Source organism: Aurantiacibacter sediminis, assembly GCF_016019885.1.
GTDB lineage: Bacteria > Pseudomonadota > Alphaproteobacteria > Sphingomonadales > Sphingomonadaceae > Alteraurantiacibacter > Alteraurantiacibacter sediminis.
Genome location: NZ_JAEANY010000003.1, coordinates 206,013 through 229,649, shown reverse-complemented (window position 1 = coordinate 229,649; position 23,637 = coordinate 206,013). Strand labels below are relative to the sequence as shown.

General features: G+C 60.7%; 22 protein-coding genes. 9 read left to right on the top strand and 13 right to left on the bottom strand.

The features are described from left to right. Positions 1-30: 30 nt before the first annotated feature. The 6 genes from metH to I5L03_RS10450 form a co-directional block, all read right to left on the bottom strand. Positions 31-2,646 (bottom strand): methionine synthase, encoded by a 2,616-nt coding sequence (gene metH, locus I5L03_RS10475; protein ID WP_197921720.1) that lies wholly within the window; start codon positions 2,644-2,646, stop codon positions 31-33. A gap of 14 nt (positions 2,647-2,660) precedes the next feature. Then, positions 2,661-3,707: a homocysteine S-methyltransferase family protein gene (locus tag I5L03_RS10470; RefSeq protein ID WP_197921719.1), complete on the bottom strand. Its 1,047-nt coding sequence runs from the start codon at positions 3,705-3,707 to the stop codon at positions 2,661-2,663. Then, positions 3,704-4,666, bottom strand: a complete 963-nt coding sequence (metF, locus tag I5L03_RS10465) for a methylenetetrahydrofolate reductase [NAD(P)H] (protein ID WP_197921718.1) — start codon at positions 4,664-4,666, stop codon at positions 3,704-3,706. The genes I5L03_RS10470 and metF overlap by 4 nt, the downstream gene beginning before the upstream one ends. After that, a complete protein-coding gene (locus I5L03_RS10460; protein ID WP_197921908.1) occupies positions 4,666-5,634 on the bottom strand; it encodes an ArsR/SmtB family transcription factor in 969 nt (322 codons plus the stop codon). Before I5L03_RS10460 ends, metF begins: the two co-directional genes overlap by 1 nt. 85 nt (positions 5,635-5,719) lie before the next feature. Further along, positions 5,720-6,781, bottom strand: coding sequence for a PAS domain-containing protein (locus I5L03_RS10455; protein ID WP_197921717.1), 1,062 nt, complete (start codon positions 6,779-6,781; stop codon positions 5,720-5,722). Positions 6,782-6,854: 73 nt separating this feature from the next. After that, on the bottom strand, positions 6,855-9,020 hold the full coding sequence (locus I5L03_RS10450) for a primosomal protein N' (protein ID WP_197921907.1): 2,166 nt from the start codon (positions 9,018-9,020) through the stop codon (positions 6,855-6,857). 58 nt (positions 9,021-9,078) lie between these two features. On the opposite strand from I5L03_RS10450, the gene I5L03_RS10445 reads away from it, so the two are divergent. Then, on the top strand, positions 9,079-9,780 hold the full coding sequence (locus I5L03_RS10445; protein ID WP_197921716.1) for a DUF4197 domain-containing protein: 702 nt from the start codon (positions 9,079-9,081) through the stop codon (positions 9,778-9,780). Positions 9,781-9,787: 7 nt separating this feature from the next. Here I5L03_RS10445 and I5L03_RS10440 read toward each other — a convergent pair whose 3' ends face one another. Further along, positions 9,788-10,444, bottom strand: a complete 657-nt coding sequence (locus tag I5L03_RS10440) for a DUF2490 domain-containing protein (RefSeq protein WP_325100170.1) — start codon at positions 10,442-10,444, stop codon at positions 9,788-9,790. A gap of 124 nt (positions 10,445-10,568) precedes the next feature. Here I5L03_RS10440 and cobT point away from each other — a divergent pair, with 124 nt between their 5' ends. Both cobT and I5L03_RS10430 read left to right on the top strand, forming a co-directional pair. Further along, positions 10,569-12,395 carry a cobaltochelatase subunit CobT gene (gene cobT / locus I5L03_RS10435; RefSeq protein ID WP_197921715.1) on the top strand — a complete coding sequence of 609 codons (1,827 nt, stop codon included), beginning with the start codon at positions 10,569-10,571 and terminating at the stop codon, positions 12,393-12,395. A gap of 485 nt (positions 12,396-12,880) precedes the next feature. Then, positions 12,881-13,378: a DUF2939 domain-containing protein gene (locus I5L03_RS10430; RefSeq protein WP_197921714.1), complete on the top strand. Its 498-nt coding sequence runs from the start codon at positions 12,881-12,883 to the stop codon at positions 13,376-13,378. Here I5L03_RS10430 and I5L03_RS10425 read toward each other — a convergent pair. Both I5L03_RS10425 and I5L03_RS10420 read right to left on the bottom strand, forming a co-directional pair. After that, positions 13,375-13,911 (bottom strand): DUF2306 domain-containing protein, encoded by a 537-nt coding sequence (locus I5L03_RS10425; RefSeq protein ID WP_197921713.1) that lies wholly within the window; start codon positions 13,909-13,911, stop codon positions 13,375-13,377. The two genes, I5L03_RS10430 and I5L03_RS10425, sit on opposite strands and share 4 nt — an antisense overlap. A gap of 222 nt (positions 13,912-14,133) precedes the next feature. After that, a complete protein-coding gene (locus I5L03_RS10420; protein ID WP_197921712.1) occupies positions 14,134-14,760 on the bottom strand; it encodes a DUF998 domain-containing protein in 627 nt (208 codons plus the stop codon). A gap of 51 nt (positions 14,761-14,811) precedes the next feature. Here I5L03_RS10420 and cysS point away from each other — a divergent pair, with 51 nt between their 5' ends. Genes cysS through I5L03_RS10405 form a run of 3 tightly spaced genes read left to right on the top strand, consistent with a single transcriptional unit; the run spans position 14,812 to position 19,407 of the window. After that, a complete protein-coding gene (gene cysS, locus I5L03_RS10415; RefSeq protein WP_197921711.1) occupies positions 14,812-16,263 on the top strand; it encodes a cysteine--tRNA ligase in 1,452 nt (483 codons plus the stop codon). A 20-nt stretch (positions 16,264-16,283) separates the two neighbouring features. After that, complete coding sequence (locus I5L03_RS10410) at positions 16,284-17,951, top strand: acetolactate synthase large subunit (protein WP_197921710.1); 1,668 nt, start codon at positions 16,284-16,286, stop codon at positions 17,949-17,951. A gap of 22 nt (positions 17,952-17,973) precedes the next feature. Further along, entirely contained in the window at positions 17,974-19,407 is a 1,434-nt protein-coding gene (locus I5L03_RS10405; RefSeq protein ID WP_197921709.1) for an aldehyde dehydrogenase family protein, read from the top strand. Positions 19,408-19,554: 147 nt separating this feature from the next. Here the strand turns inward: I5L03_RS10405 and I5L03_RS10400 are convergent, their stop codons facing one another. Next, on the bottom strand, positions 19,555-19,905 hold the full coding sequence (locus tag I5L03_RS10400; protein WP_325100169.1) for a hypothetical protein: 351 nt from the start codon (positions 19,903-19,905) through the stop codon (positions 19,555-19,557). After that, positions 19,895-20,083, bottom strand: a complete 189-nt coding sequence (locus tag I5L03_RS10395; RefSeq protein ID WP_197921708.1) for a hypothetical protein — start codon at positions 20,081-20,083, stop codon at positions 19,895-19,897. Before I5L03_RS10395 ends, I5L03_RS10400 begins: the two co-directional genes overlap by 11 nt. 147 nt (positions 20,084-20,230) lie before the next feature. On the opposite strand from I5L03_RS10395, the gene I5L03_RS10390 reads away from it, so the two are divergent. Next, positions 20,231-20,863 (top strand): LexA family transcriptional regulator, encoded by a 633-nt coding sequence (locus I5L03_RS10390; protein ID WP_197921707.1) that lies wholly within the window; start codon positions 20,231-20,233, stop codon positions 20,861-20,863. On the opposite strand, the gene I5L03_RS10385 is transcribed toward I5L03_RS10390, so the two are convergent. Continuing rightward, the gene (locus tag I5L03_RS10385; RefSeq protein WP_197921706.1) at positions 20,860-21,321 is read right to left on the bottom strand and encodes a GNAT family N-acetyltransferase; all 462 of its coding nucleotides are present in this window, start codon (positions 21,319-21,321) and stop codon (positions 20,860-20,862) included. The genes I5L03_RS10390 and I5L03_RS10385 overlap by 4 nt on opposite strands. Before the next feature lie 52 nt (positions 21,322-21,373). Here I5L03_RS10385 and I5L03_RS10380 point away from each other — a divergent pair, with 52 nt between their 5' ends. Together I5L03_RS10380 and I5L03_RS10375 are read left to right on the top strand one after the other, a co-directional pair. Next, entirely contained in the window at positions 21,374-22,039 is a 666-nt protein-coding gene (locus I5L03_RS10380) for an MBL fold metallo-hydrolase (protein WP_199803257.1), read from the top strand. Positions 22,040-22,197: 158 nt separating this feature from the next. Next, positions 22,198-23,082 carry an acyl-CoA desaturase gene (locus tag I5L03_RS10375; RefSeq protein WP_197921705.1) on the top strand — a complete coding sequence of 295 codons (885 nt, stop codon included), beginning with the start codon at positions 22,198-22,200 and terminating at the stop codon, positions 23,080-23,082. Here I5L03_RS10375 and I5L03_RS10370 read toward each other — a convergent pair. Next, positions 23,079-23,474, bottom strand: coding sequence for an MAPEG family protein (locus I5L03_RS10370; RefSeq protein ID WP_197921704.1), 396 nt, complete (start codon positions 23,472-23,474; stop codon positions 23,079-23,081). The genes I5L03_RS10375 and I5L03_RS10370 overlap by 4 nt on opposite strands. Positions 23,475-23,637: the final 163 nt, after the last annotated feature.

Genomic DNA, 23,637 nt, shown 5'->3' with positions numbered 1-23,637 from the left:
CCTTTGCGGCGTTGCAAGTGGCCCTTTGCCCTAATCCAGATTGGGGCGGAGCCAGCGCTCTGCTTCTGCCAGCGCTATGCCGCGGCGGGTCGCATAATCTTCCAGCTGATCGCTGCCCACGCGCGCCACGCCGAAATACTGGCTTTCGGGATGGCCGAAGTAAAAGCCGCTCACCGCCGCTGTCGGCAGCATGGCAAAGCTTTCGGTCAGCTCCAGCCCGACATTTTCCTGCGCATTCAGCAAATCAAACAGAATGGGCTTGAGCGAATGATCGGGGCAGGCCGGATAGCCGGGTGCCGGCCGAATACCGCGATATTCTTCCTTGATTAGCTGTGCGTTGGTCAGATTCTCGTCGACCGCATAGCCCCACAGATCGGTGCGGGTGTGCTGGTGCAGCCGCTCGGCAAAAGCTTCCGCCAGCCGGTCCGCCAGTGCCTTGAGCAGGATGTCCGAATAATCGTCCTTATCGGCCTGGAAGCGTTCGATATGTGGTTCGATCCCGTGGATGCCCACGGCAAAGCCGCCGATCCAGTCGCCCGCGGGGTCGATGAAATCGGCCAAGCACATATTCGCCCGGTCGCGCGATTTGCGCACCTGCTGGCGCAGGAAGGGTAGCAGCACGTGCTCTTCGTGATCGGCGAGATGGACGGTCACATCATCCCCGTCGCGCGCGCACGGCCAAAAGCCGGCGACGCCCCTCGCGGTCAGCCACTTCTCGCTCACGATCTGGTCGAGCATCGCATTGGCATCGGCGAAAAGCTGGGTCGCGGTCTCGCCCACGACCTCGTCCTTCAGGATCTTGGGATAGGTGCCGTGCAATTCCCACGCGCGGAAGAAGGGCGTCCAGTCTATGCAATCGCGCAAGTCCGCGAGGTCCCAGTCGTCGAACACATGCACGCCCGACTTGGCAGGCGGGGCAGGTTTGTCCGACAGGAAGGCGTCATAGAAATTGGCGCGCGCCTCCTCGATTGAAAGCAGCACACTCGGCGTCTTGCCTTCACGGGCGAGACGGACCTTTTCGTATTCGCCCGAGACTTCGCCGACGAATTCGGGCTTGGCCGTGTCGGAGAGGAGTTTGGAAGCGACACCAACCGCGCGGCTCGCATCGAGGACGTGGATCACTGGACCATCGTAATTCGTGTCGATCTTCAGTGCGGTGTGGACCTTGCTGGTGGTCGCCCCGCCGATGAGCAGCGGAATGTCCATCTCGGCATTCTGCATTTCTTCGGCCACCGTCACCATTTCATCCAGCGAAGGGGTGATCAGGCCCGATAGACCGATGATATCGGCTTTCTCCTGCCGCGCGGTTTCGAGGATATTGCTCCATGGCACCATCACGCCAAGGTCGATGACATCATAGCCATTACACTGCAGCACGACGCCGACGATATTCTTGCCGATATCGTGCACGTCGCCCTTCACGGTCGCCATGATGATCTTGCCCTTGGACTTGCGCTCCTCTTCGGGAAGCAGGTCTTTCTCCGCCTCGATGAAAGGGATGAGGTGGGCGACGGCTTTCTTCATCACGCGCGCGGATTTGACGACCTGCGGCAGAAACATCTTCCCGCTGCCGAAGAGGTCACCGACGACATTCATGCCGTCCATCAGCGGGCCTTCGATGACCTCGATCGGGCGATTTGCGGCCGCTCGTGCCTCTTCCGTGTCCTCCACGATATGCGCGTCAATGCCTTTGACGAGCGCGTGTTCGAGCCGCTTTGTGACGGGCAAAGAGCGCCATTCCTGCGCTGCTTTCTCGTCCTTTTCAGTCGTGCCGCGATAGCTTTCGGCGAGGTCGACCAATCGCTCTGCCGCATCCTCGCGGCGGGCAAGGATCACGTCTTCGCACAGCTCGCGCAATTGCGGGTCGATCGCGTCGTACACGTCAAGCTGGCCGGCATTGACGATCGCCATATCGAGGCCAGCGGGGATCGCGTGATAGAGAAAGACCGAGTGCATCGCGCGGCGCACGGTCTCATTGCCACGAAAACTGAAGCTGAGGTTGGAAAGGCCGCCGCTTGCCTTCGCATGGGGGCAGCGCTGCTTGATCTCGGCCACCGCCTCGATGAAGTCGAGCCCGTAGCGGTCATGTTCGGCAATGCCGGTGGCGACCGCGAAAATGTTGGGGTCGAAAATGATGTCTTCCGGCGGAAAACCGTTGGCGACCAGCAGATCGTAGGCGCGCGAGCAAATTTCGACCTTGCGCTCCTTGGTGTCCGCCTGGCCGACTTCGTCGAAAGCCATCACCACCACGGCAGCGCCGTAATCGCGGCATTTCCCGGCTTGCTCGAGGAATTGCTCCTCACCTTCTTTCATGCTGATGGAATTTACGATGGGTTTGCCCGAAACGCATTTCAGTCCCGCCTCAATCACGTCCCATTTGGAACTGTCGATCATGATCGGCACGCGGGCGATATCCGGCTCTGCAGCGATTAGCTTGAGGAAGGTCGTCATCGCTTTCTCAGCGTCGAGGAGCCCTTCATCCATGTTCACATCGATGATCTGCGCGCCGTTCTCGACCTGCTGGCGCGCGACTTCGACTGCCGTCGCATAATCATCGCCCATGATGAGCTTCTTGAACCGTGCGGAGCCGGTCACATTGGTGCGCTCACCAATATTGATGAAGCGGGCGGTGGAGTTGTCGGTCATTGTGTGTCCGTAGATCAGGCGGCGACGACGAAGGGCTCGAGCCCTGCCAGCCGCATCTTGGTGTCGCGTTCGGGCACTTTGCGCGGGGCAACCCCCTCGACGCGCTTGGCCATCGCGGCGATGTGATCGGGGGTGGAGCCGCAGCAGCCGCCGAGGATGTTCACGCGGCCATTGTCGGCCCAGATGCCGGTGAGTTTCGCGGTGGTCTCCGGCAGCTCGTCATATTCGCCGAGCTCGTTCGGCAGGCCCGCGTTCGGATAGGCGAGCAACAGCGTATCGGCGATGTCGGACAGCACCTGCACATGCGGACGCAGCTGATCTGCGCCGAAGCTGCAATTGAGGCCGATAGTGACAGGGTTGGCATGGCGCACTGCGTTCCAGAACGCCTCGACCGTGTGGCCGGACAAATTGCGGCCCGACAGGTCGGTGAGCGTCATCGACAGCATGATCGGCACATCCCGGCCCAGCTTTTCGGACAATTGCTTCACCGCCATAATCCCGGCCTTGGCGTTGAGCGTGTCGAAAATCGTCTCGATAAGGATGAAATCGACCCCGCCTTCAACCAGCGCCTCTGCCTGGTCGAGATAAACCGAGGTCAGGTAATCGAAGTCGATTTCGCGGTAGCCCGGGTCCTCGACATCGGGGCTGAGCGAAAGGGTCTTGTTGGTCGGCCCGATGGCCCCTGCGACGAAGCGCGGACGGCCGTCCTTTGCGGCATATTCGTCTGCACATTCGCGGGCGATGCGGGCGGAGGCGATATTGATATCACGCACCAGCGCCTCTGCCGCGTAATCGGCCTGGCTGATCGTGTTGGCGGAGAAGGTGTTGGTCGAAACCACATCCGATCCCGCTTCCAGATAGGCGTGGGTTATATCGGCGATCACATCGGGGCGGGTGAGGGCGAGGATGTCGTTATTGCCCTTCTGGTCAGCTTTCAGGCCAAGGTCGCCCGCGTAATCCTCTTCCGACAGCTTGCGCTCTTGGATCTGCGTGCCGAACGCCCCGTCGAAAATAAGGATGCGCTTGGCGGCTTCCGCATTAAGCTGTTCGCGGGCGTTCATGCTGAGACCTCCACCGGACGGCGACCGAGCATATGGCAAATGGCATAGGCAAGGTCGGCACGGTTCAATGTGTAGAAGTGGAACTGACGCACACCTCCTGCATAGAGGCGGCGGCAAAGCTCGGCGGCGACCGTGGCCGCGACAAGCTGGCGCGAGGCGGGGCGTTCATCGAGCCCTTCAAACAGTCCGTCCATCCAGTCCGGGATCACTGCACCGCATTGGCCAGCGAACTTGCGCGCCTGCGCGACATTTGTCACCGGAAGGATGCCCGGCACCATTGGTGCGTCGATCCCATTGGCTTTGCAATTGTCGGAGAAGTCGAAGAATTTCTCCGCCGAGAAGAAGAACTGGGTGATCCCGCGCGATGCGCCTGCATCGATCTTGCGCTTCAGATTGTCGAGGTCGGCCTGCGGGCAGTCGGCATCGGGATGCGTTTCGGGATAGGCGGCGACTGAAATCTCGAAATCGGCGACTTCCTTGAGGCCGCTTACCAGCTCTGCTGCATTGGTATAGCCATCGGGATGCGGCACGAAAGGCGCACCCGGCTCGCCCGCATCGCCGCGCAGGGCGACGATATGGCGCACGCCTGCTTCCCAATATGCTTCGGCGATTTTCTGCGTTTCGGCCTTACTCGCATCGACACAGGTCAGGTGCGCGGCGGCGGGAATGCCCGTTTCTCTGATGATGCGCGCGACAGTGTTATGCGTGCGTTCTCGCGTGGAGCCGCCTGCGCCATAGGTAACGGAAACGAACTCCGGGGCGAGCGGGGCAAGTTCCTGCACCGCATCCCACAATTTCTCTTCCATCTTCTCCGTCTTGGGCGGGAAGAATTCGAAACTCACGTCGATATCGCCCGGCAAGCCGGAGAATAGCGGCGTCTCGCGTGAGCGGCGCTTTTCGCGGGCTTCGTCCAGCGTGGCAGCACCGGGAAACGGCGCGATAGGAGGGGCGGCGCTCATCAGGCGATCTCTCTTTCTTTGGGGGCGGGGTGCGCGATACGGGTCGCGGACCAGATTTTGACAGTCAGTTCGCGGCCCGGCACTTCGACCGGGTCGGCCGGATCGAAACCGGCTTCGGCCAGCAATTTGGCCATGGTGGCATCGGCAAAGCCAAGGCGGGCATGAGCGTGGCGGGTGCGCAGTTCATCGAGCTCGTGGCGCGCCAGATCGACCACGGCGATGCGGCCACCGGGGCGCGTGACGCGCGCAGCCTCTTTCAGCGCAAGCGCGGGATCATGGGCAAAATGCAGAACCTGGTGCAGCAACACGGTATCGAAGCTGGAAGCAGAGAAAGGCAGGTTTGTGAAATCGCCTTGCGCCAGCTCCACCTTGTCCGGCGCGATAGCCTGCAGGCGGGCGCGGGCGACGCGCAGCATGTCGAGGCTTTTGTCGAGCGCGACGATATGGCTCGCATGGGGGGCCAGCAGTTCGGTTATGCGCCCCGTGCCGGTGCCGATATCGAGCAGATGCCCGATCGAAGCCTCGGCGAGGGCGGCAAGCAGGGCCTCCTCGCTCGCCTTCTCCGGCCCGTGGATTTCGCGCAAAGTGTCCCACTCATCGGCATGGCGAGCGAAGTAGCGGTCCGCCTCCTTCTCCCGTGCATCGCGAATGGTGGCGAGGCGGTTGCGATCCGATTTCGACTGCTCGGCAAATTCCGCATCCTCGCGTTCGGCGGTGGCGAGTAACCGGTTCACAGCATCGCTGATCGGGCAGGGCGCAGCTTCGCGCAGGAAGACCGAATTACCTTCCTTGCGCCGCTCCACCAATCCGGCATCCACCAGCCGCGCCACATGCTGAGAAACGCGCGGCTGGCTCTGGCCGAGCACCTGCGCGATTTCACCGACTGCCAGTTCCATCTGCGCAACCAACCGCATCACGCGCAGGCGCGAGCTGTCCGAAAGCGCACGAAGGGCAGGCTCGATCTGCATGGACATAAGCATATAACGAAATTGTTATATGGCGGAAGCGCGAATGTGATTTCTTTTGAAACTTCCCGCAGTTGGTGCGTCAGGCCTAAGCTCCTCTTGGCTCAATCGCGCGTGCAGGAATGCTCAGGGTCACGCTCGTGCCATCGCCGCTGGTTGTCACAGCGATTTCGGCATTCAGGCGCGAGGCAAGATCGCGCACGATCCGCGCGCCCAAATTGCCCTCCTTCGGCCACGATGAGCCTTCCGGCAGGCCGGCACCATCATCGCTGACGACAAGACACACTGTCTTTTCGTCCGATTGCCACAATCGCACTTCCACAATGCCGCGATCTTGCTCATCAAAGGCGTGTTGCAGCGCATTGGTCAGCAATTCGGAAACCAGCAAGCCCACCTGAGAAGACGCGTCCAGCGATGCATCGAGCCGGTCGGTCTGCATGTTGAGGCGAACTTCGCTTTTGCCATCGAGCATATTGAGCGCGCTGCATACGCGCGAAATGTAAGCGCCAAGGGCTATCGTACCGCCTTCAAACTTCCCGGTGCGGGTGAATTCGTCATACAGTAAGTTGAGCGCTTCGACCCGATTCGCGAGCACTTCCAACGCCGATTTGGCATCGCGGGTTTGCTTTGCTTCCATGCGGATGAGCGCCAGCAGCATTGCGAGATGGTTCTTCACCCGGTGCTGCACTTCGCGCAATGACTCATCGAGTTTTGCCGCGCGGGCGGTGGCGCTGCTATCTTCAGGGCAGACCGTCTGAATGCCAAGGAAGTGGGTTACATTGCCATCATCGTCATTGAGCGGAACGATCATCAGCCGATTGATGAATTTCTCACCATCCGAACGGTAATTGACAATGTCTGTGGTGATTTCCTGGCCGTCATCGAGGGCCTGGCGGATTTCCGCACGCGTTTCAGGATCGGTGTCTTCACCCTGAAGAAAACGACAGTTCCTGCCGATGATTGCATCACGGTTGAAGCCCGTCATCCGCTCAAACGCGCTGTTGACGTAAATCAGCGGCTGATCATCCAGCTGCGCATCGGCAATCACCAGTGATACAGGCAGATCCTGCATCGTACGGGCGGATATACCCGCAGGAAGATGCTCAGCAGCATTCTCCGCGCGCGCGACACGTTGCGACTTCTCTGACATTACGATCCCTCATTCGTCCGCCATGAAATCTAGGATGATCGGCTTCGAAACGAAGCATGGTCTTTAGACTATATTAGACAAAGCTGTAAGGGTCGATATCGACCCCCACGCGCACTCCCGGCGGATGATCCACCTGGCGCAGCCAATCGCGGATCACCGCCTGCAAATTCGCCGTACGCCGCGCGTTCAGCAACAGGCGGTAGCGGTAGCGATTGCGCAGCAGCGCGAGCGGCGCGGGGGCGGGCCCAAGGATCATCACATCATCAAGGAAAGGCCGCGTCGTGCCGATGCGATTGGCGGCTTCGCGCGCTTCGGAATCATCCTCGCTCGAGACGATGATAGCGGCCCAGCGACCGAATGGTGGCGCGCCCGCGTGACGGCGGGACTCTGTCTCGGCCTCGTAAAATGCATCGCGATCACCCGCTTCGAGAGCGGCGATGACTGGCGCATCGGGGTGGCGCGTCTGGATCAGGACTTCTCCGGGCTTTGAGCCGCGCCCTGCGCGACCGGCGACCTGCGCTACCTGCTGGTAGGTCCGCTCCGCCGCGCGCAAATCTCCGCCTTCGAGACCCAAATCAGCGTCTATCACGCCTACCAGCGTCAATTCGGGAAAGTGAAATCCCTTCGTGACCAGCTGCGTGCCGACGATAACATCGATGGCCTTTGCCTCGGCCTGGGCGACGAACTCCGCTGCTTTCTCCGGTGAATTGATCGTGTCCGACGTGACAAGTGCCACACGCGCATCGGGCAGGATTTCGGCGACTTCATCCGCAATGCGTTCCACACCGGGGCCGCAAGCGACGAGGCACTCCTCTTCGCCGCATTCGGGGCATCTTTCCGGCGGTTTGGTCTCATGCCCGCAATGATGGCAGGACAGGCGTCGGCTGAGCCGATGCTCGACCAGCCACGCGCTGCAATTGGGGCACTGGAAGCGGAAACCGCAATTGCGGCACAGCGTCAGGGGAGCATAGCCGCGGCGGTTGAGGAAGAGCAGCGATTGCTCGCCTTTCTCCAGCCGGTCCTCCAGCGCCGCGCGCAGGGGTGCAGCGATCCATGCGCCCCGGCCGGGCTGCTCCTCGGTCAAATTGACCAGCTTGATCGTCGGCAGAGTTGCCCCGCCATAGCGGCTGGGGAGCACGAGTTTTTCGTAGGTTCCGCTATCCGCCATATGCAGGCTTTCGAGCGCCGGTGTGGCGCTGGCGAGCACGACCGGGATCCTCTCGAAATGGCTGCGCATCACCGCGACATCACGGGCGTTGTAGCGCACGCCGTCTTCCTGTTTGAAGCTGATCTCATGCGCTTCATCGACCACGATCAGGCCGAGATTGGCGTAGGGCAGGAACAGCGCCGATCGCGCGCCGACAACCACCTGCGCCTCGCCGCTCGCAATCGCCCGCCACGCACGGCGGCGCTCGGTCGATTTCAGGCTGGAGTGCCAGACGATGGGAGCGGTGCCGAAGCGATCCTCGAAGCGGCTGAGGAAAGCTTCGGTCAGCGCGATTTCAGGGAGCAGAACGAGCACCTGCCGGTCCTGTCTCAGCGCCTGCGCCACAGCTTCAAAATAGGTTTCGGTCTTGCCCGATCCGGTCACCCCGTCGAGGAGGAATGGCGCAAACTCCTCGGCCTGCACCGCCTCCACCAGCCGCGCGGCGACGGCCTGCTGATCTTCGCTGAGTTCGACCACGGCATGACCCGGCGCGGCGCGGGGGTAGGGGCGGTCGACATCGACTTCGACCGGCTCCAGCACGCCTTGGTTGACGAGACCGCGCAGCACGCCTTCCGACACGCCTGCAATCCCTGCAAGCTCCCGGATAGTCGCCTGTTCGCCTTCGAGGGCTTCCAGCGCCGCCTCGCGCTGCGGTGTCATCCGCTCTGGCATGCCGCCGGAAAGGCGATATTCCGTCATCGTGGCCGGACCACGCAGCGCGCCGCCGCTGGAAATTACCATTCGCGCGACTGCTGCCATCGGGGCGATGTAATAGTCTGCCGTCCATTCGATCAGCCGTCGCAACTCTGCGCGGATCGGCGGAACGTCGACCAGACCCAGCAGCGGGCGCAGTTTTTCATCTGGCACCGAATGAGCCGGAAGTTTCGCCTCCTCCCATACAATGCCCATGATCTGGCGCGGCCCCAATGGTGCAACGACCACGCTGCCATATTCGACCGACATCCCCTCCGGCACGCGATAATCGAGCGGACCAAGCGCGGCGTTCATCACCAGTAGTCGGGCACGGTTTATGGACATTGGCGTTATATGGGCAACGCCCCCACGTGGCGGCAAGAAGAGGAATGGGATTATGACCGAATTCGACATCGACAATGCGAAAACCAGCCGTCGTCGCTTTATGGCAGGCGCGGGTGCGACTGGCCTGCTGCTGGCGCTGCCCGCATGCCAGGGCTTTGGCGGTTTCAGCCTTGTCGATGCGGTGCGCCGCTTGCTTTATCTCTCCAGCGAGCGCGCTTTCGCTCGCATGCTGCAGCCGGGCGGTTTCTGGGACGAACAGGTCGCTACGATTGGGCTGGAAAATCTGGTCGGATCGCGCGGCGGCGTTGTCGCCAACATACTCACCTCGACCCTTTTCAAGGACCGGCTCGAAGATGCCTTTGCCGATATCGCCATCGAAGGGGCGGAGCGCGCTGCGCCCATCGTCACCGATGCGGTACGGGTGATCGGCATTCAGAACGCCGTGGCGCTCATTAACGGCGGCCCGCGCGCAGCCACCAGCTTCCTGCGGGACGATTTAGGGCTGACACTGGTCGAAGCGATGATCCCGGAGCTCGGCCAGGCCATGCGCATCGCAGAGGATCCGCTGGTTGGCGAATTGCTCGCCGGCATCACCGGTGTCGACGTTCGCGGCGTGGCGCAGAATGTCTCCAACCGCATCGACAATGCGATCTGGAACGAGATCGGCTTTGAAGAAGCTGCCATCCGCGCCAATCCGCGCGAAACGAACGATCCGCTGCTGATTGGCGTGCTGGGCGGCGGCAGCCTGCTCTAAGGTCAGATCAGAAAGAGAATTCGATCCCGATGAGCGGCGCATGGCCGATTTCGTCCGGGCCGTCTTCAAAATCCTGCTGGCGGAGATAGGTGAGGCTCAGCTCCAGATTGTCGCTAACTTCATAGCCGACGCCCACCTGCGTGCGAAGGCCTGTAATGCCGGTATCGCTGGTGGGGCTGTTGCCGCGCAGGGTCCAGAACAGCTCTGCATCCGCGCCTGCGCTCCAGCGACCGTCATCGCTTAGCGGAAACGCCACACCTGCGCGGGGACGAAGGCGGAGGCCCATGCGCCCGTCATTGCCATCGACGAAGCGTTGCTCGAGCCGCAGCCGACCGCGAAATACGCCGTAGCTCGCCGAAAGCTGCTGCATGGTGCGCAATTCATCGCTGCCGCCATCGTTGAAACGCTGCTCGACAGCGCCGGCGAGCGTGAGGTTGTCGTTCAAGTCCTGCTTGATCCAGCCGCGAAAGAAATAAGTGTCGACCCGGCCATTTTCGGAATCGCGGAAACGCTGGGCAGTTTCCAGCTCGAAAGCGGTATCTTCATCGATGCCGACTTCGACCGATGGATTGAGCCACAGCTCAAAGTCCTCGTCCGCTTGGGCATTCGCTGCCGAGGGGAGAGCAATCACCGCTGCTGCGGCCATGAGGTAAGTCTTTTGCACAGTGATATCCTGTTACATGGTACAAGTTAGCCTATGATACAGTCGAGCGTGCGACCAGTTCCCGACTCACACGGACCACTGGCCCCTTGCGCAGCGCGCTGCGTGCTTTAGCTAGCCCCTGCACATGGCCGATGATTCACCACTTGACGATTTCAAGCTCGCCCTGACCGGCGCGGCACGAGCAATCGCGCGCGATGCAGAGGTGGAAGTGGGCTTCACCGCCGATGCCGCGAGCGAGCAGGGCAAGAGTGCGCGGGTCCCCATGCCGGGGCGCAATGTACCAGCCGCCGATGCCGAATTGGCGCGCGGCTATGCCGACAGCTTCGCGCTGCGCTTGCGCCACCACAACGCCGCGCTGCACATGCGATCCCGCCCTGCAGAGCCCGATGCGCGCGCCTGCTACGACGCCATCGAGCGCGCCCGGTTCGAGGCACTTGGCGAGCGGGATTTTGCGGGCATGCGCGATAATCTGGCCGCCATGCAGGATCGCCGCGTTGCCGCCAGCGAGATTTCCCGCGCGCAAAGTTTCGAAGATGTGCCGATGCACACCGCGCTCGGCCTAATGCTGCGTGAGCAGCTGACCGGCCAGCCGGTGCCTGAGGCAGCGAAGGCCGGTGTCGATCTGGTGCGCGAACATATCGAAAGCCGCACGGGCGACGATTTTGAACGCCTGTCCGAACTGCTCGACGATCAGACCGCTTTCCAGAGGCTCGGCCTCGACATGCTGCGCCATCTCGACATGGTGCCGCAGGAAGCCGACCCCGAGGACGGTTTCGACGATGACGAGGGCGACGAAAGCGAAGACGCCGACGAGGACGAAACGCCCGAAGATCAGGATGGCGATAACGACGCCTCCGACCAGCCCGAAACCCGCGCCGAAGGCGCCGATGGCGAAGAAGGCGAGGGCGAGGAGCAGGACGAGGCCACGGGTGACGAAAATCTGGCCGAAGGCGAACCGGGCGATGACGGTGAGGAGTTCATGCTCCCCCAACGCCGCAACGCGCCTTGGCAGGATCTGCCCGAAACCTTTGAATACAAGGCCTTCACCACCGAATTTGACGAAGTGGTTGAAGCCGAAGACCTGTGCGATGTCGAAGAACTGACGCGTCTGCGCGCGTATCTCGACAGCCAGCTCGCCGGATTGCAGTCCGTGGTGACCCGGCTTGCCAACCGCCTCCAGCGCCGCCTGATGGCGCAGCAGAATCGCAGCTGGGATTTCGATCAGGAAGAGGGTTTGCTCGATGCCGCCCGCCTTGCGCGCGTGGTCGTCAGCCCTGGCCATTCGCTCAGCTACAAAATGGAGCAGGAGCAGGATTTCAAGGACACGGTCGTCACCCTGCTGATCGACAATTCCGGCTCCATGCGCGGCCGCCCGATTTCCATCGCCGCGATCAGCGCGGATATCCTCGCGCGCACCCTGGAGCGGTGCGGGGTGAAAGTGGAAATCCTCGGTTTCACCACCCGCGCGTGGAAAGGCGGGCAGGGGCGCGAGAAATGGCTGGCCAATGGTCGCCCACCCAATCCCGGCCGCCTCAACGATTTGCGCCACATCATCTACAAAAAGGCCGACGAGCCGATGCGCCGCGCGCGCCGCAGCCTCGGCCTGATGATGCGCGAAGGCCTGCTGAAAGAGAATATAGACGGCGAGGCGCTGCTCTGGGCCCACGAACGCCTACTCGCCCGCCCGGAGGATCGCCGCATCATGATGGTGATTTCCGACGGCGCGCCGGTGGACGATTCAACGCTCAGCGTGAATACCGCCGGATATCTCGAAAGCCACCTGCGCAAGGTGATCGAATGGATCGAGAAGCAAAGCCCTGTCCAACTCGTCGCCATCGGCATCGGCCATGATGTCACCCGCTATTACAAACGCGCCGTGACGATCATGGACGCCGAGCAGTTAGGCGGCACGATAATCGAGCAGCTGGCGGATTTGTTCGAGGTGGAGTAATGCAGGCCCCGGATATCTCCCACCTTTCGCCGGACCTTGTAACGCAAATTAAGAAATATCGCAGGATGCGTCGAGAGACGAAGAATTCTGATACGCGATGGACCTTACTAATAAAGGAGCTGCGCGCGACCCATGGCTGCAGCATCCTTGAAGCGGAAACCATTGCGTTGTCGTACGACCACCTTCGTCGGTGGGTCGAAAAGTCGATCAACACGCGCCAGAAATGCCGCAAGCAAGCGTTGGCCCACATTAGCCTTAACGGTGATCAATCACTGATTCTGCGCGAAGGCGACAGTTTCGTGTTTCGAATCCCGAAGCCGTGAGTAACACTCTCCGTCATTCCCGCGCAGGCGGGAATCCAGCTTACTCACATATGCGCTCGGCATCGAAGGAAAGCTGGACCCCCGCCTTCGCGGGGGTGACGAAATGAACCGGGATAGGTCCATGAAGACCGGCACCATCTTGCAGACTGTGAATCTAAAACAATGAAAAAACTCCTCCTCCTCATCGCCGTCGTCGGTCTCACATTTCTCGGCTGGTATCTCGCCTCGCCGTGGTGGGCAATGAAATCGCTTGCCGATGCCGCGCAGGCGCAGGACATTGCCGCACTTGAGGAGAAGGTCGATTTTCCGGCCCTTCGCGCTTCGGCCAGTGAGCAGATGAATGAGGAGATTGCTCGCCGCCGTGGGCAGAACGGGGCGCTGGGCGAGTTGGGCGGCGCGCTGGCCGAGCGGATTGGCGATGCAGTGATCGATCGGACGATTACACCAGAGTCTGTCAGCGGCCTCGTCGCATCAGGCTCGCTCGTCGTCGGCGTCTTGCCGCAGCGGCTGCGCGGTCAGGAACTGAGCTGGGACATCGAACGCGAAGGCTTCCAGAACTTCCGGGCGATAGGCACTTTTGAGGACGGCACTGAGGGGCCGACGCTCATCTTCCGGCGTGAACAGCTTGGCTGGGTGGTGACAGGCTTCGACTTGCCTTAAGCCGAAGCGCGCATCCAGCGCTTGGGATCGCCTTTGGCAAGCTTGCTCTGGATCAGCCAGATCGCGACGCCGTAAATCGCTGCGTTGACCGCTGCGAAAGCAATCCAGAACTGCGTCATGGTTTCAAACGGCGATACCACCAGCCAGCGCGGGTTTGTGGCCATCTGGCTGAATCCGGCCATCAGCAGGCCGGCATAGGAATAGGCGAGATGGATCTGGTGTGCGCGCAGCCATTCGATGTCGCGGGTTGAGCGCCATTTCAGGATCGCCCGGATGCCGAAAGCCAGCGAAATAAAGCCGACCAACACGAAAACATGAAAGAAGCCAAAGCGCGTGCCGAAGAATGGCATGACTGTCGCTTCAACCGGCACGACGGAAACAACGGTAATGAACATGGCCGCTATATAGCTGGCGCCAATCGTGCGGTGGAGCTTTGTCCCCTTGCGCATCAGGAAGATCGCAGCGCCTGCCACGATGGCGTAGCAGGCCGTGACGAAGTGGATCAGAACGAGTGGCGACAGATCTGCGAGCATGCGGTCCTCCATGTGTATTAATAACCTAACACAGCGAGCCGAATGGCGCAAATTCTCTTTCCTACACGATGGAGCATCATCCAGTTCGGCCCAATGTCTGCGGCCTGCACCCATCCGGTTGAAAAGCTTCAAAACCTGCAGCAAAATTGGGCCGGCGCTTTTTGCTCTCAGGACACTGTCACACCTGTCACACCCTGTTGGATTACCCAGCCTGGTCGAGGTTCAGTTTGCTTCGCCCGGCCTTGTGTAAATCAGCCATGCCACCACGGCGAACCAGCCTACCATCAGCACGGCGAGGCCGCGTTCATAAAGGCCGTCCCAGCTGGTGGGGATCACGAACAGCAGCGGTCCGGCGATGATCCATACTACGGCGAGGATACGCATGGCGGGCTTGATCCAGTCGCGCCTGTCGGCAAGCCCGTCGGATGTCAGCCAGATGGTCGCAGGGAAGAGCGCCCCGATCGCATAGACCAGATAGCGGTGGATGTCCGGCAGCCCGAAGGGGCGATTATACGCCTCGTAACCGGCGACCAGAGCGATAACGATGGCGAGGGCGAAGAGGGTGAATTGGCCCAGCCGCCAGTCCCATCCATCCGCTTTCCAGCGCCACAGGCCTGCAGCAATCAGGATGGCAGATCCGGCAAAAGCATACAGCCCCGCATCGACCAGCCAGTCATACTCCCCACCGGCGGCGGAATCGCTGATCGTGTCGCGGATCATGCCGACATGGCCGCTCAGCAGCGTGCCCGACAGATCGGCGATGATGACGAGTATGCAGCCGAGCAGGCCGATCAGTCCAAGCCCCTTTGCAAGATCGTCGTCGCGCCTATCGGCTTCGGTCTGCTGCATGTACTATGTCTCCGGTTGAAATGGATGCGGTCATGGCGCAAGAGCGCCTGCATGAGCGACACTGACTTACGCCTGTTCAACTCCCTAACGCGCGAGATCGAGCCTTTTATCCCGGTCCATTCCGGGGAGGCGCGCGTCTATACCTGCGGGCCGACGGTCTACAACTACCCGCATATCGGCAACATGCGCGCCTATGTCTTCGCCGATGTGCTCGGGCGGACGCTAAGCTGGAAAGGCTACAAGCTCACCCATGTGATCAACATCACCGATGTCGGCCACCTGACCGACGATGCCGATGCGGGTGAGGACAAAATGGAGAAGATGGCGGCGGAGAAAGCGCAGTCGATCTGGGACATCGCCAAGCACTACACCGAGGCATATTGGGCCGATGTGAAGGCGCTGAACATCCGGCAGCCTGCCAAGTGGTCGGTCGCGACGGACTACATTGAGGAGATGCTGGGGTTCGCCGAGAGTATCGCCGACAAGCATTGCTACGAGCTAGAAAGCGGCCTCTACTTCGATGTGTCGACGGTCGAGGACTACGGGCGGCTGGCCCGCGCTGTCACGGAAGAGGGTGAGGGCCGGATCGAAACCGTCGAAGGCAAGCGCAATGCTGCCGACTTTGCGATCTGGCGCAAGACGCCTGCGGGCGAAACGCGGCAGATGGAATGGGACTCCCCCTGGGGAAAAGGCGCTCCCGGCTGGCATCTCGAATGCTCGGTGATGGGTGAGAAGCTGCTCGGCTTCCCTTTCGACATCCACACCGGTGGTATCGACCACCGGGAGATCCATCACCCGAACGAGATCGCGCAGAACCAGGCCTTCTGCGGCTGCGGCGGGCTATCCGAAGCGACCAATAGCGGCGCGAAGATGTGGATGCACAACAACTTCCTCGTCGAACGCTCCGGCAAGATGAGCAAGTCCAGCGGCGAGTTCCTCCGCCTCCAGCTGCTGATCGACAAGGGCTACCACTCGCTCGCCTACCGCATGATGTGCCTACAGGCGCACTATCGGAGCGAGCTGGAGTTCAGCTGGGAAGGGCTGGAGGCAGCGCTCGTACGGCTTAAGCGGATCGTTATGGCAGTCGAGCGGCTGTCCGATGCCGAAGCGCAGCCCGAAGCCGAACATCCCAAATTCGCGCCGATGCTCGCCAAGTTCGAGGAAGCCATGGCAGACGACCTCAACACGCCGATCGCGCTTACCGCGCTGGAAGAGGCGCTGGCGGTCAAGAAGGTGGATGCCGGGATCAAGCGCGCTGTGGTGGAAGCCATGGATGCCGTGCTTGGCTTCGACCTGTTTGCGCTCACCCGCGCGGACCTGCGCATCCGCCCCAAGTCAGCAGAGATCACCGAAACGGAGATTGAGGACATGCTCGCCCGCCGCAAGGAAGCGCGCGCGGAGAAGGACTTCGCCACTTCCGACGCGCTGCGCGATGAGCTTGTGGCCAAGGGCGTCGAAGTGATGGATGGCGACCCATTGGGCTGGGAGTGGAAACTAAGCTGATGAGAGAAGGTTGGTAGGCCATGAGTGAGACGTCAAACGCATCGCAAAAAGCCTCCGACCTGTTCATCGAATGCCTGGAGCAGGAAGGCGTGGAGTACATCTTCGGCGTGCCCGGGGAGGAGAATCTCGACTTCCTGCAGAGCTTGTCCAAGAGCGACAGCATCAAGCTGGTGCTCACACGGCATGAGCAGGGCGCAGGCTTTATGGCGGCGACCTATGGTCGGCATACTGGCAAAACCGGCGTCTGCCTCGCAACTCTGGGGCCGGGGGCGACCAATCTGGTAACGGCGGGTGCCTATGCCCAGCTCGGCGGCATGCCCATGCTGATGATCACCGGGCAAAAGCCGATCAAGACGAGCAAGCAGGGCCGCTTCCAGATACTCGACGTGGTCGAGATGATGGGGCCGATCACCAAATACACACAGCAGCTCGCCGCGGGTGACAACATCCCGAGCCGGGTGCGCGAAGCCTTTCGTCTGGCAGAGGAAGAGAAGCCGGGGGCCGTGCATATCGAACTGCCGGAAGACATCGCTGAAGAGCAGTGTTCGGCTCGCCCGATCCCCGCCTCTGTGGCGCGTCGTCCCTCTGCCGAGCACAAGGCTGTGCGGCAAGCGGTCGAAGCGCTCGAAGCGGCGCAGCGTCCGGTGCTGGTTATCGGCGCAGGCGCCAATCGCAAGATGACGAGCCGTATGCTTCGCCAGTTCATCGAGAAGACCGGAATCCCCTTCGTCACAACGCAAATGGGCAAAGGCGTGATCGACGAGCGCCATCCGCTGTTCCTCGGTTGCGCCGCACTCTCCTCAGGAGACTTCGTGCACCGCGCGATCGAGGCGAGCGACTGCATCGTCAACATTGGCCATGACGTGATCGAAAAGCCGCCCTTCTTCATGGAGCGCGGCGGAGCAACAGTCATCCATGTCTCTTACCGCACGGCAGAGGTGGACCCGGTGTACTTCCCGCAGATCGAGGCGATCGGCGACATCGCCAACGCCATTTGGCAGATCAAGGAAGACATCGTCCCGCAGGGCAAATGGGATGCGAAATCGCTGACCCACTATCGCCGCGCGGAGGAAGAACACGCGAACAAGCTGAAAGAGGATGATCGCTTTCCGATCTTCCCGCCGCATCTCGTTCGGCAAGTGCGCGAAGCCATGCCCGAAGACGGTATCATCTGCCTCGACAACGGCATCTACAAAATCTGGTTCGCGCGCAATTACACAGCCTACTTGCCGAATACAGTACTGCTCGACAATGCACTGGCGAGCATGGGTGCAGGGCTGCCGTCAGCAATGATGAGCGCCATGCTCTATCCCGATCGCAAGGTCATGGCGATCTGCGGCGATGGTGGCTTCATGATGAACAGCCAGGAACTGGAAACCGCTGTGCGGCTCGGCCTGAACCTGACCGTGCTGATATTGCGCGATGATGCGTACGGCATGATCCGCTGGAAGCAGGCGAATATGGGTTTTGAAGACTACGGCCTCAACTTCGGTAATCCAGATTTCGTCGACTATGCCAACAGCTACGGCGCGATCGGCCACCGCGTGGAGTCGACAGCGCATCTTGCTGAATTGCTGGCACATTGCTGCGAAACGCCCGGCGTGCACGTGATCGATTGCCCGGTCGACTATTCGGAGAACGACCAGATCCTCAATCACGACATCAAGGAACTCAGCAAGAAGCTGTGACTTGAAGGGGAGAGGAGTTCCCATGCCCCAGCTCAAAGACACTTACCCGCTCTATCTCAACAACAAGGCCGAGCAGCCGAACACCGATCTCGAAGTGATCGACAAATACACTGGCGAAGTCGCATTCCGCGTCGCGCAGGCTGATCCGGAGATCATCGACAAGGCCATTGCCGGCGCGGTCGCTGCGGCAGAACCGATGGCGCGGATGGCGAGCTATGAGCGCAAGGCTGTGCTCGATCACTGCGTAAAGAGGTTCCGTGAGCGGTTTGACGAGCTCGCCTATGCCCTGTGCGTCGAAGCGGGTAAGCCGATCGGCGATAGCGAAGGCGAAGTCACAAGGCTGATTGATACCTTCCAGATTGCTGCCGAGGAATCGACGCGCATGTATGGCGAAGTCATGCCGCTCGACATCAGCGAGCGGGCCAAGGGCTATCAGTCGATCTGGAAACGCTACCCGGTCGGCCCATGCAGTTTCATCTCGCCTTTCAATTTCCCGCTCAATCTCGCCGCGCACAAAGTCGCTCCTGCCATCGCAGTCGGTTGTCCCTTCGTGATGAAGCCGGCGAGCAAAACCCCTCTTGGCGCGCTGATTATTGGCGAAATCCTCGCCGAGACGGATTTGCCCGAAGGCGCATTCAGCATCCTGCCGGCAAGCCGCGATGGCGCAGCCCTGTTTACCGAAGACGTGCGGCTGAAAATGCTCAGTTTCACAGGGTCTCCCGCCGTAGGTTGGGAGCTTAAAACCAAGAGCGGCAAGAAGAAAGTCGTGCTCGAACTCGGCGGCAATGCTGCCGTGGTGGTCGATCATGATGCCGATCTGGAGGACGCGCTTGAGCGGATCGTGTTCGGTGCGTTCTACCAGTCCGGACAAAGCTGTATCGGGGTGCAGCGCATCCTGGTCCATGAAGATGTGTACGAACGGTTCAAGGAGATGCTGGTCGAGAAAACGAAGACGCTGAAATCGGGTGACCCGAAAAACCGTGACACCTTTATCGGCCCGATGATCTCCGAGGGTGAGGCACAGCGCCTGAAGGGCTGGATTGACGAAGCTGTGGCGAATGGCGCGTCACTGCTGTGCGGTGGCGGATGCGAAGGCAATATGCTCGAGGCAACGCTGCTCGAAGGAGTCGATCAACACGCGCAGGCGTTGAACGAGGAAGCCTTCGGCCCGCTCGCGATCCTCCAGCCTTTCGCCACGATGGACGAAGCGCTGGAAGAGGTGAATCGCAGCGAGTTCGGCCTGCAGGCCGGCATCTTTACCCGCGATCTGTTTCACATGTTCGACGCGTGGGACCGGCTCGAAGTCGGCGGGATCGTTATCAACGATGTGCCGAGTTACCGCGTCGACAACATGCCCTATGGCGGCGTGAAGGATTCGGGTCTCGGCCGCGAAGGGATCCGCTTCGCGATGGAAGACATGACCGAGATCAGGAATCTGGTGATCCGGCGGACTTGAGCCTCATTCCTCTCCCCCGCGGGAGAGGAGGGAGCCGCGAAGCGGCGGAAGGAGAGGGGGCGGCTAGGCAACATCCCCCTTTCAACTTTGACTAGGCAGCGAGCTGCCAAGTCTTCGTTTCTCTCCCGCAAGGGGAGAGAAGCCTGTTCATCCGTCCTCCAGCAGCAATATCTCGCACGTCACCACCATGCGCGGCGGATCGAGTACGTGATCGACTTCGGCAATGTCCGCGTCGGCCACCAACTGGCCGGGGATCGCGAATTCGTGTTCGGGCAGGAATGCGATGAAGCACTCACCCGCATCGACGGCCTCTTCACCGACAAACTCCATTTCCACCCGGTGGCGGGCACCGGCGAATGTAATGCTCGCCCAGCTTTTCTCCGAATGGGTGAGGATTGCCCCTTGATCCTTGGCGAGTGCGCACAGCGCAGCGGCCAGTTTCTCGCGCGGACCCTTGCGCGTGCGCGGTGGTTTTGGCGGCTTGCGATCAGTATGCACCTGTGGTCTCCCGATATTCGTTCATGAAATGTTCTACTCGTTTTTCCGTGCGAGAGCGGGGAATGCGCCCGTTGCGCAGATCGAGCACGAAGCGCGGATCGCGCGCGGCGAGGCGGCCGAATTTTGTCGGCGGCATTCGGGTGTGGCGGAGAAAGACTTCGATCTTGCGGATGAGCATGCGTGTGACCCCTCACAGCTGACATTGAACTACTCTGCCAGCGACTCAGCGCCGACTCGATGGATATAAAACAGCGCGTGAAATCCTACTTGTCTAGGAAAAATACATCGTGTAGGAAGAATTTGTTCATCACGATAGGAAATTGCCATGAGTTCACGCGAGAAACTGGCTGCCGCGGCCAAAGCGAAGGGCAGCAGTCTTGCGGCACTTTCCCGCATGATCGGGCGGAATGGTACGTATCTTCAGCAATATATTTCAAAGGGTAGTCCCAAGAAGCTGGAGGAAGAGGACCGGCGCAAGCTGGCTGAATTTCTCGGGATTCCGGAGAGCGAACTGGGGGCTCCCAAGGATAAATCCTATACACCAGCGAATCGCGGCGATTGGGTGGAAGTACCCCGGCTTGAGGTGGATGCATCCGCAGGGCCGGGCGCGGTCGCTTTGCAGGAAGATGCCTTCGACGCCTTCCGCTTCTCGAAGAAATGGCTGGCCGAACAGGGGCTCGACGGCGCACAGCTATCGGCGATCCGCGTAGTGGGGGATTCGATGGAACCTCTGCTGCGCGAAGGCGATGAAGTCCTCGTCGACTGCCGCGAACAGCCGTTTCGAGATGGTGTCCATGTCGTGCGCCTGGATGACAGCCTCCTCGTCAAACGCGTCGCTAACCAGGGGGCAGGGCGCTTCAGCCTGCTCAGCCAGAACCTCGCCTACCCGCCAATCCAGGTGAAGGCAGAGGATTTCGAAGTGATCGGCCGCGTGGTTTGGAAAAGCGGGCGGGTTTAATCAGGCTTCAGCTTAAACCCCGTGTGGCTCGGCTCGAATCCCAGCCGCTCGTAAAACCTGTGCGCGGCTTCGCGTTGGCGATCGCTGGTGAGTTGGACGATGCAGCAGTCGCGCGCTTCGCACTGCGCAATCGCCCAGCGCACCATTTCTTCACCAATGCCCTGGCTGCGAAATTCTGCGGCGACGCGGACGCTTTCGATCTGGCCGCGCCATGCACCGCGGCGCGAGACGCCCGGAATGAAGCTTAGCTGGAAGCTGCCTACACGGCCGCCATTTCGCTCGGCAATCAGTAGTCGATGGTTCGGGTCGGAAGTGATCGCCATAAACCCGTCGCGCATCTGTACTGCGTGATCCTTGCGAAGGGGATCGCGGGCCGCTGTAACCTCATCCGCATCGCCAAGCGCGGCGATGAATTGGAGGTCGTCCAGCGTGGCATCGCGAATGATCAGGGCGCTCATGACGATGCTTCTACGCTTGCAAGCGCGCCGCGTCACCGCCATTTGAACCAGCATGAGTAATCAAGCTGCCATCAATGCCGTTATCGTGCCTGTCACACCGTTTCAGCAGAACTGCTCGCTTGTCTGGTGCACCAAGACCATGCGCGGCGTTCTGGTCGATCCGGGCGGAGAGCTGGAGAAGCTCAAGGCGGCGGTCGCCAAGGCCAGCGTGACGCTCGAGAAGATCATCCTCACCCACGGCCATGCCGATCACTGCGGGCAGGCAGGCATGCTGGCGAAGGAACTGGGGCTGCCTATCGAAGGGCCGCATGAGGCCGATCGCTTCTGGATTAGCCGCCTCAATGAAGATGGCCCGCGCTTCGGCATGCAATGCGAGGTGTTTGAGCCGACGCGCTGGCTTGACGATGGCGACACGGTGAGCTTTGGCGAGGTGATGCTGGAAGTCATCCATTGCCCCGGCCACACGCCCGGCCATGTGGTGTTCTTCCACCGCCCGACAAATTTCGCCTTCGTTGGCGACGTCATCTTCAACGGCAGCATCGGCCGCACCGATTTCCCGATGAGCGATCACCAGAGCCTGCTCGATGCAATCACACAGAAACTTTGGCCGCTGGGCGACGCAGTGACCTTCGTACCCGGCCACGGCCCGACGAGCACCTTTGGCAAAGAGCGGGAGAGCAACCCCTTCGTCGGCGATTCGGCGATGGCCCGTCACTGACTAAGGCGTCTGACAGCAAGCTCCCACCCCTGATCGAAAGGCAATTTGCATTGCGCGAGCTTTTGATCTAGTAATTTCGGACATTACAGAAATTACTAAAGGGGCGGATCATGCGATCACTGAATGCAGCACAGTCAACGACGAGGGACAGGTGTGAGGTGAACTGCATTGCATCCGATGTCGGTGCTGACGCCGTGCAGGGCAGGGTGCGTTGGGATCCCGTGCATTCTTTGTGGAATGGCGGGATGCTGCTTGTCGCTTTGATGTTCGGCCCACAAACGTTCAGCTTGGGCGCCTTTGCCATTTTCGCCCTTCTTTCCGGCGCCTTCATACTACTTGGCCATTCGCTCGGCTTTCACAGGCTGCTCATCCATCAGAGTTTTAGGACGGTTGAGCCATTGCGGTATTTCCTGATTTGGTGCGGTGTGTTGGCAGGGATGAGTGGCCCGCATTGGATCATCAAGACCCATGATCTGCGGGATTGGGCTCAGCGCCAAGCGAAATGCCATCCCTATCTCTCGCACCGCTCACCAATCTGGAAAGACGCCTGGTGGCAATTACACTGTCGGCTCGAACTAGAAAGGCCGCCGCAATTCGATCTCGGCGAAGTCGGCAATAACCGTTTCCTGCGCTTTCTCGAAGCTTCGTGGATGCTCCATCAGCTACCGCTGGCGCTGCTTCTGTTCGCTATTGGCGGCTGGGGCTGGGTCGTTTGGGGAATTTGTGCCCGCGTTGCGATAACTGTCCACGGCCACTGGCTTGTCGGCTATTTCGCTCACCGAAAAGGTCCGCAACGCAACCTGGTGCGCGATGCCGGTGTTCAGGCTCACGATGTCCCGTGGGCGGCTATCCCGACGATGGGGGAGGCTTGGCACAATAACCACCATGCCTATCCGGGATCAGCAAGGATCGGGATTTATCCGGGCCAAAGCGATTGGGGGTATGCGTTGATTGCGTTTCTGCAAAAATGCGGTCTTGTCTGGGATGTGTGCCTCCCCAAGGATATGCCCGACCGGAAGCGCTCGCTCAAAGCCGTGCTCTAAATCAGCTTCACGCCCGCAAGAATTGCCGCGATCGCCAGCCCCAGCGTCGGGATGAGCGTGCATAGCATGCCGATCATCCGCAGCATTCCGGCCTTGTCAGAATTCAAACCGATCGCGTGAAACACGCGTCCGATTAGAAATAGGCCAGCCGCAACGCCGAGCAGCCAGCCCGAATGGGCGGTGATTTCCAGCACGAAGACCAAAAGCAAGAACAGCGGAGTGTATTCGGTGAAATTGCTGTGCGCACGCATGGCTCGCTGCAGGCTCACATCGCCGCCATCGCCGTGCGCGATACTGCCTTTCTGCCGCGCACGCCCGCAGCGCCAGAAATGCCAGAGATTGATCAGCGCTGCGATTCCCGCGCTCAGCAGGGTAATGTGAAGGTCCGGCATTGCGTGCTCCCGATTCGAACTCAATTGCAGCCTTAACGCTGTCCGCAATGCTTGCAACGCTCAGAAAAATCGGTATAGCGCGCGCCTTCGCCGTATCCTGCGAGATTGTTCTCCGCCGCGCTTGCGCGGGTGGAAGCCATCGCCTAGGGCGGCATCCAACAGT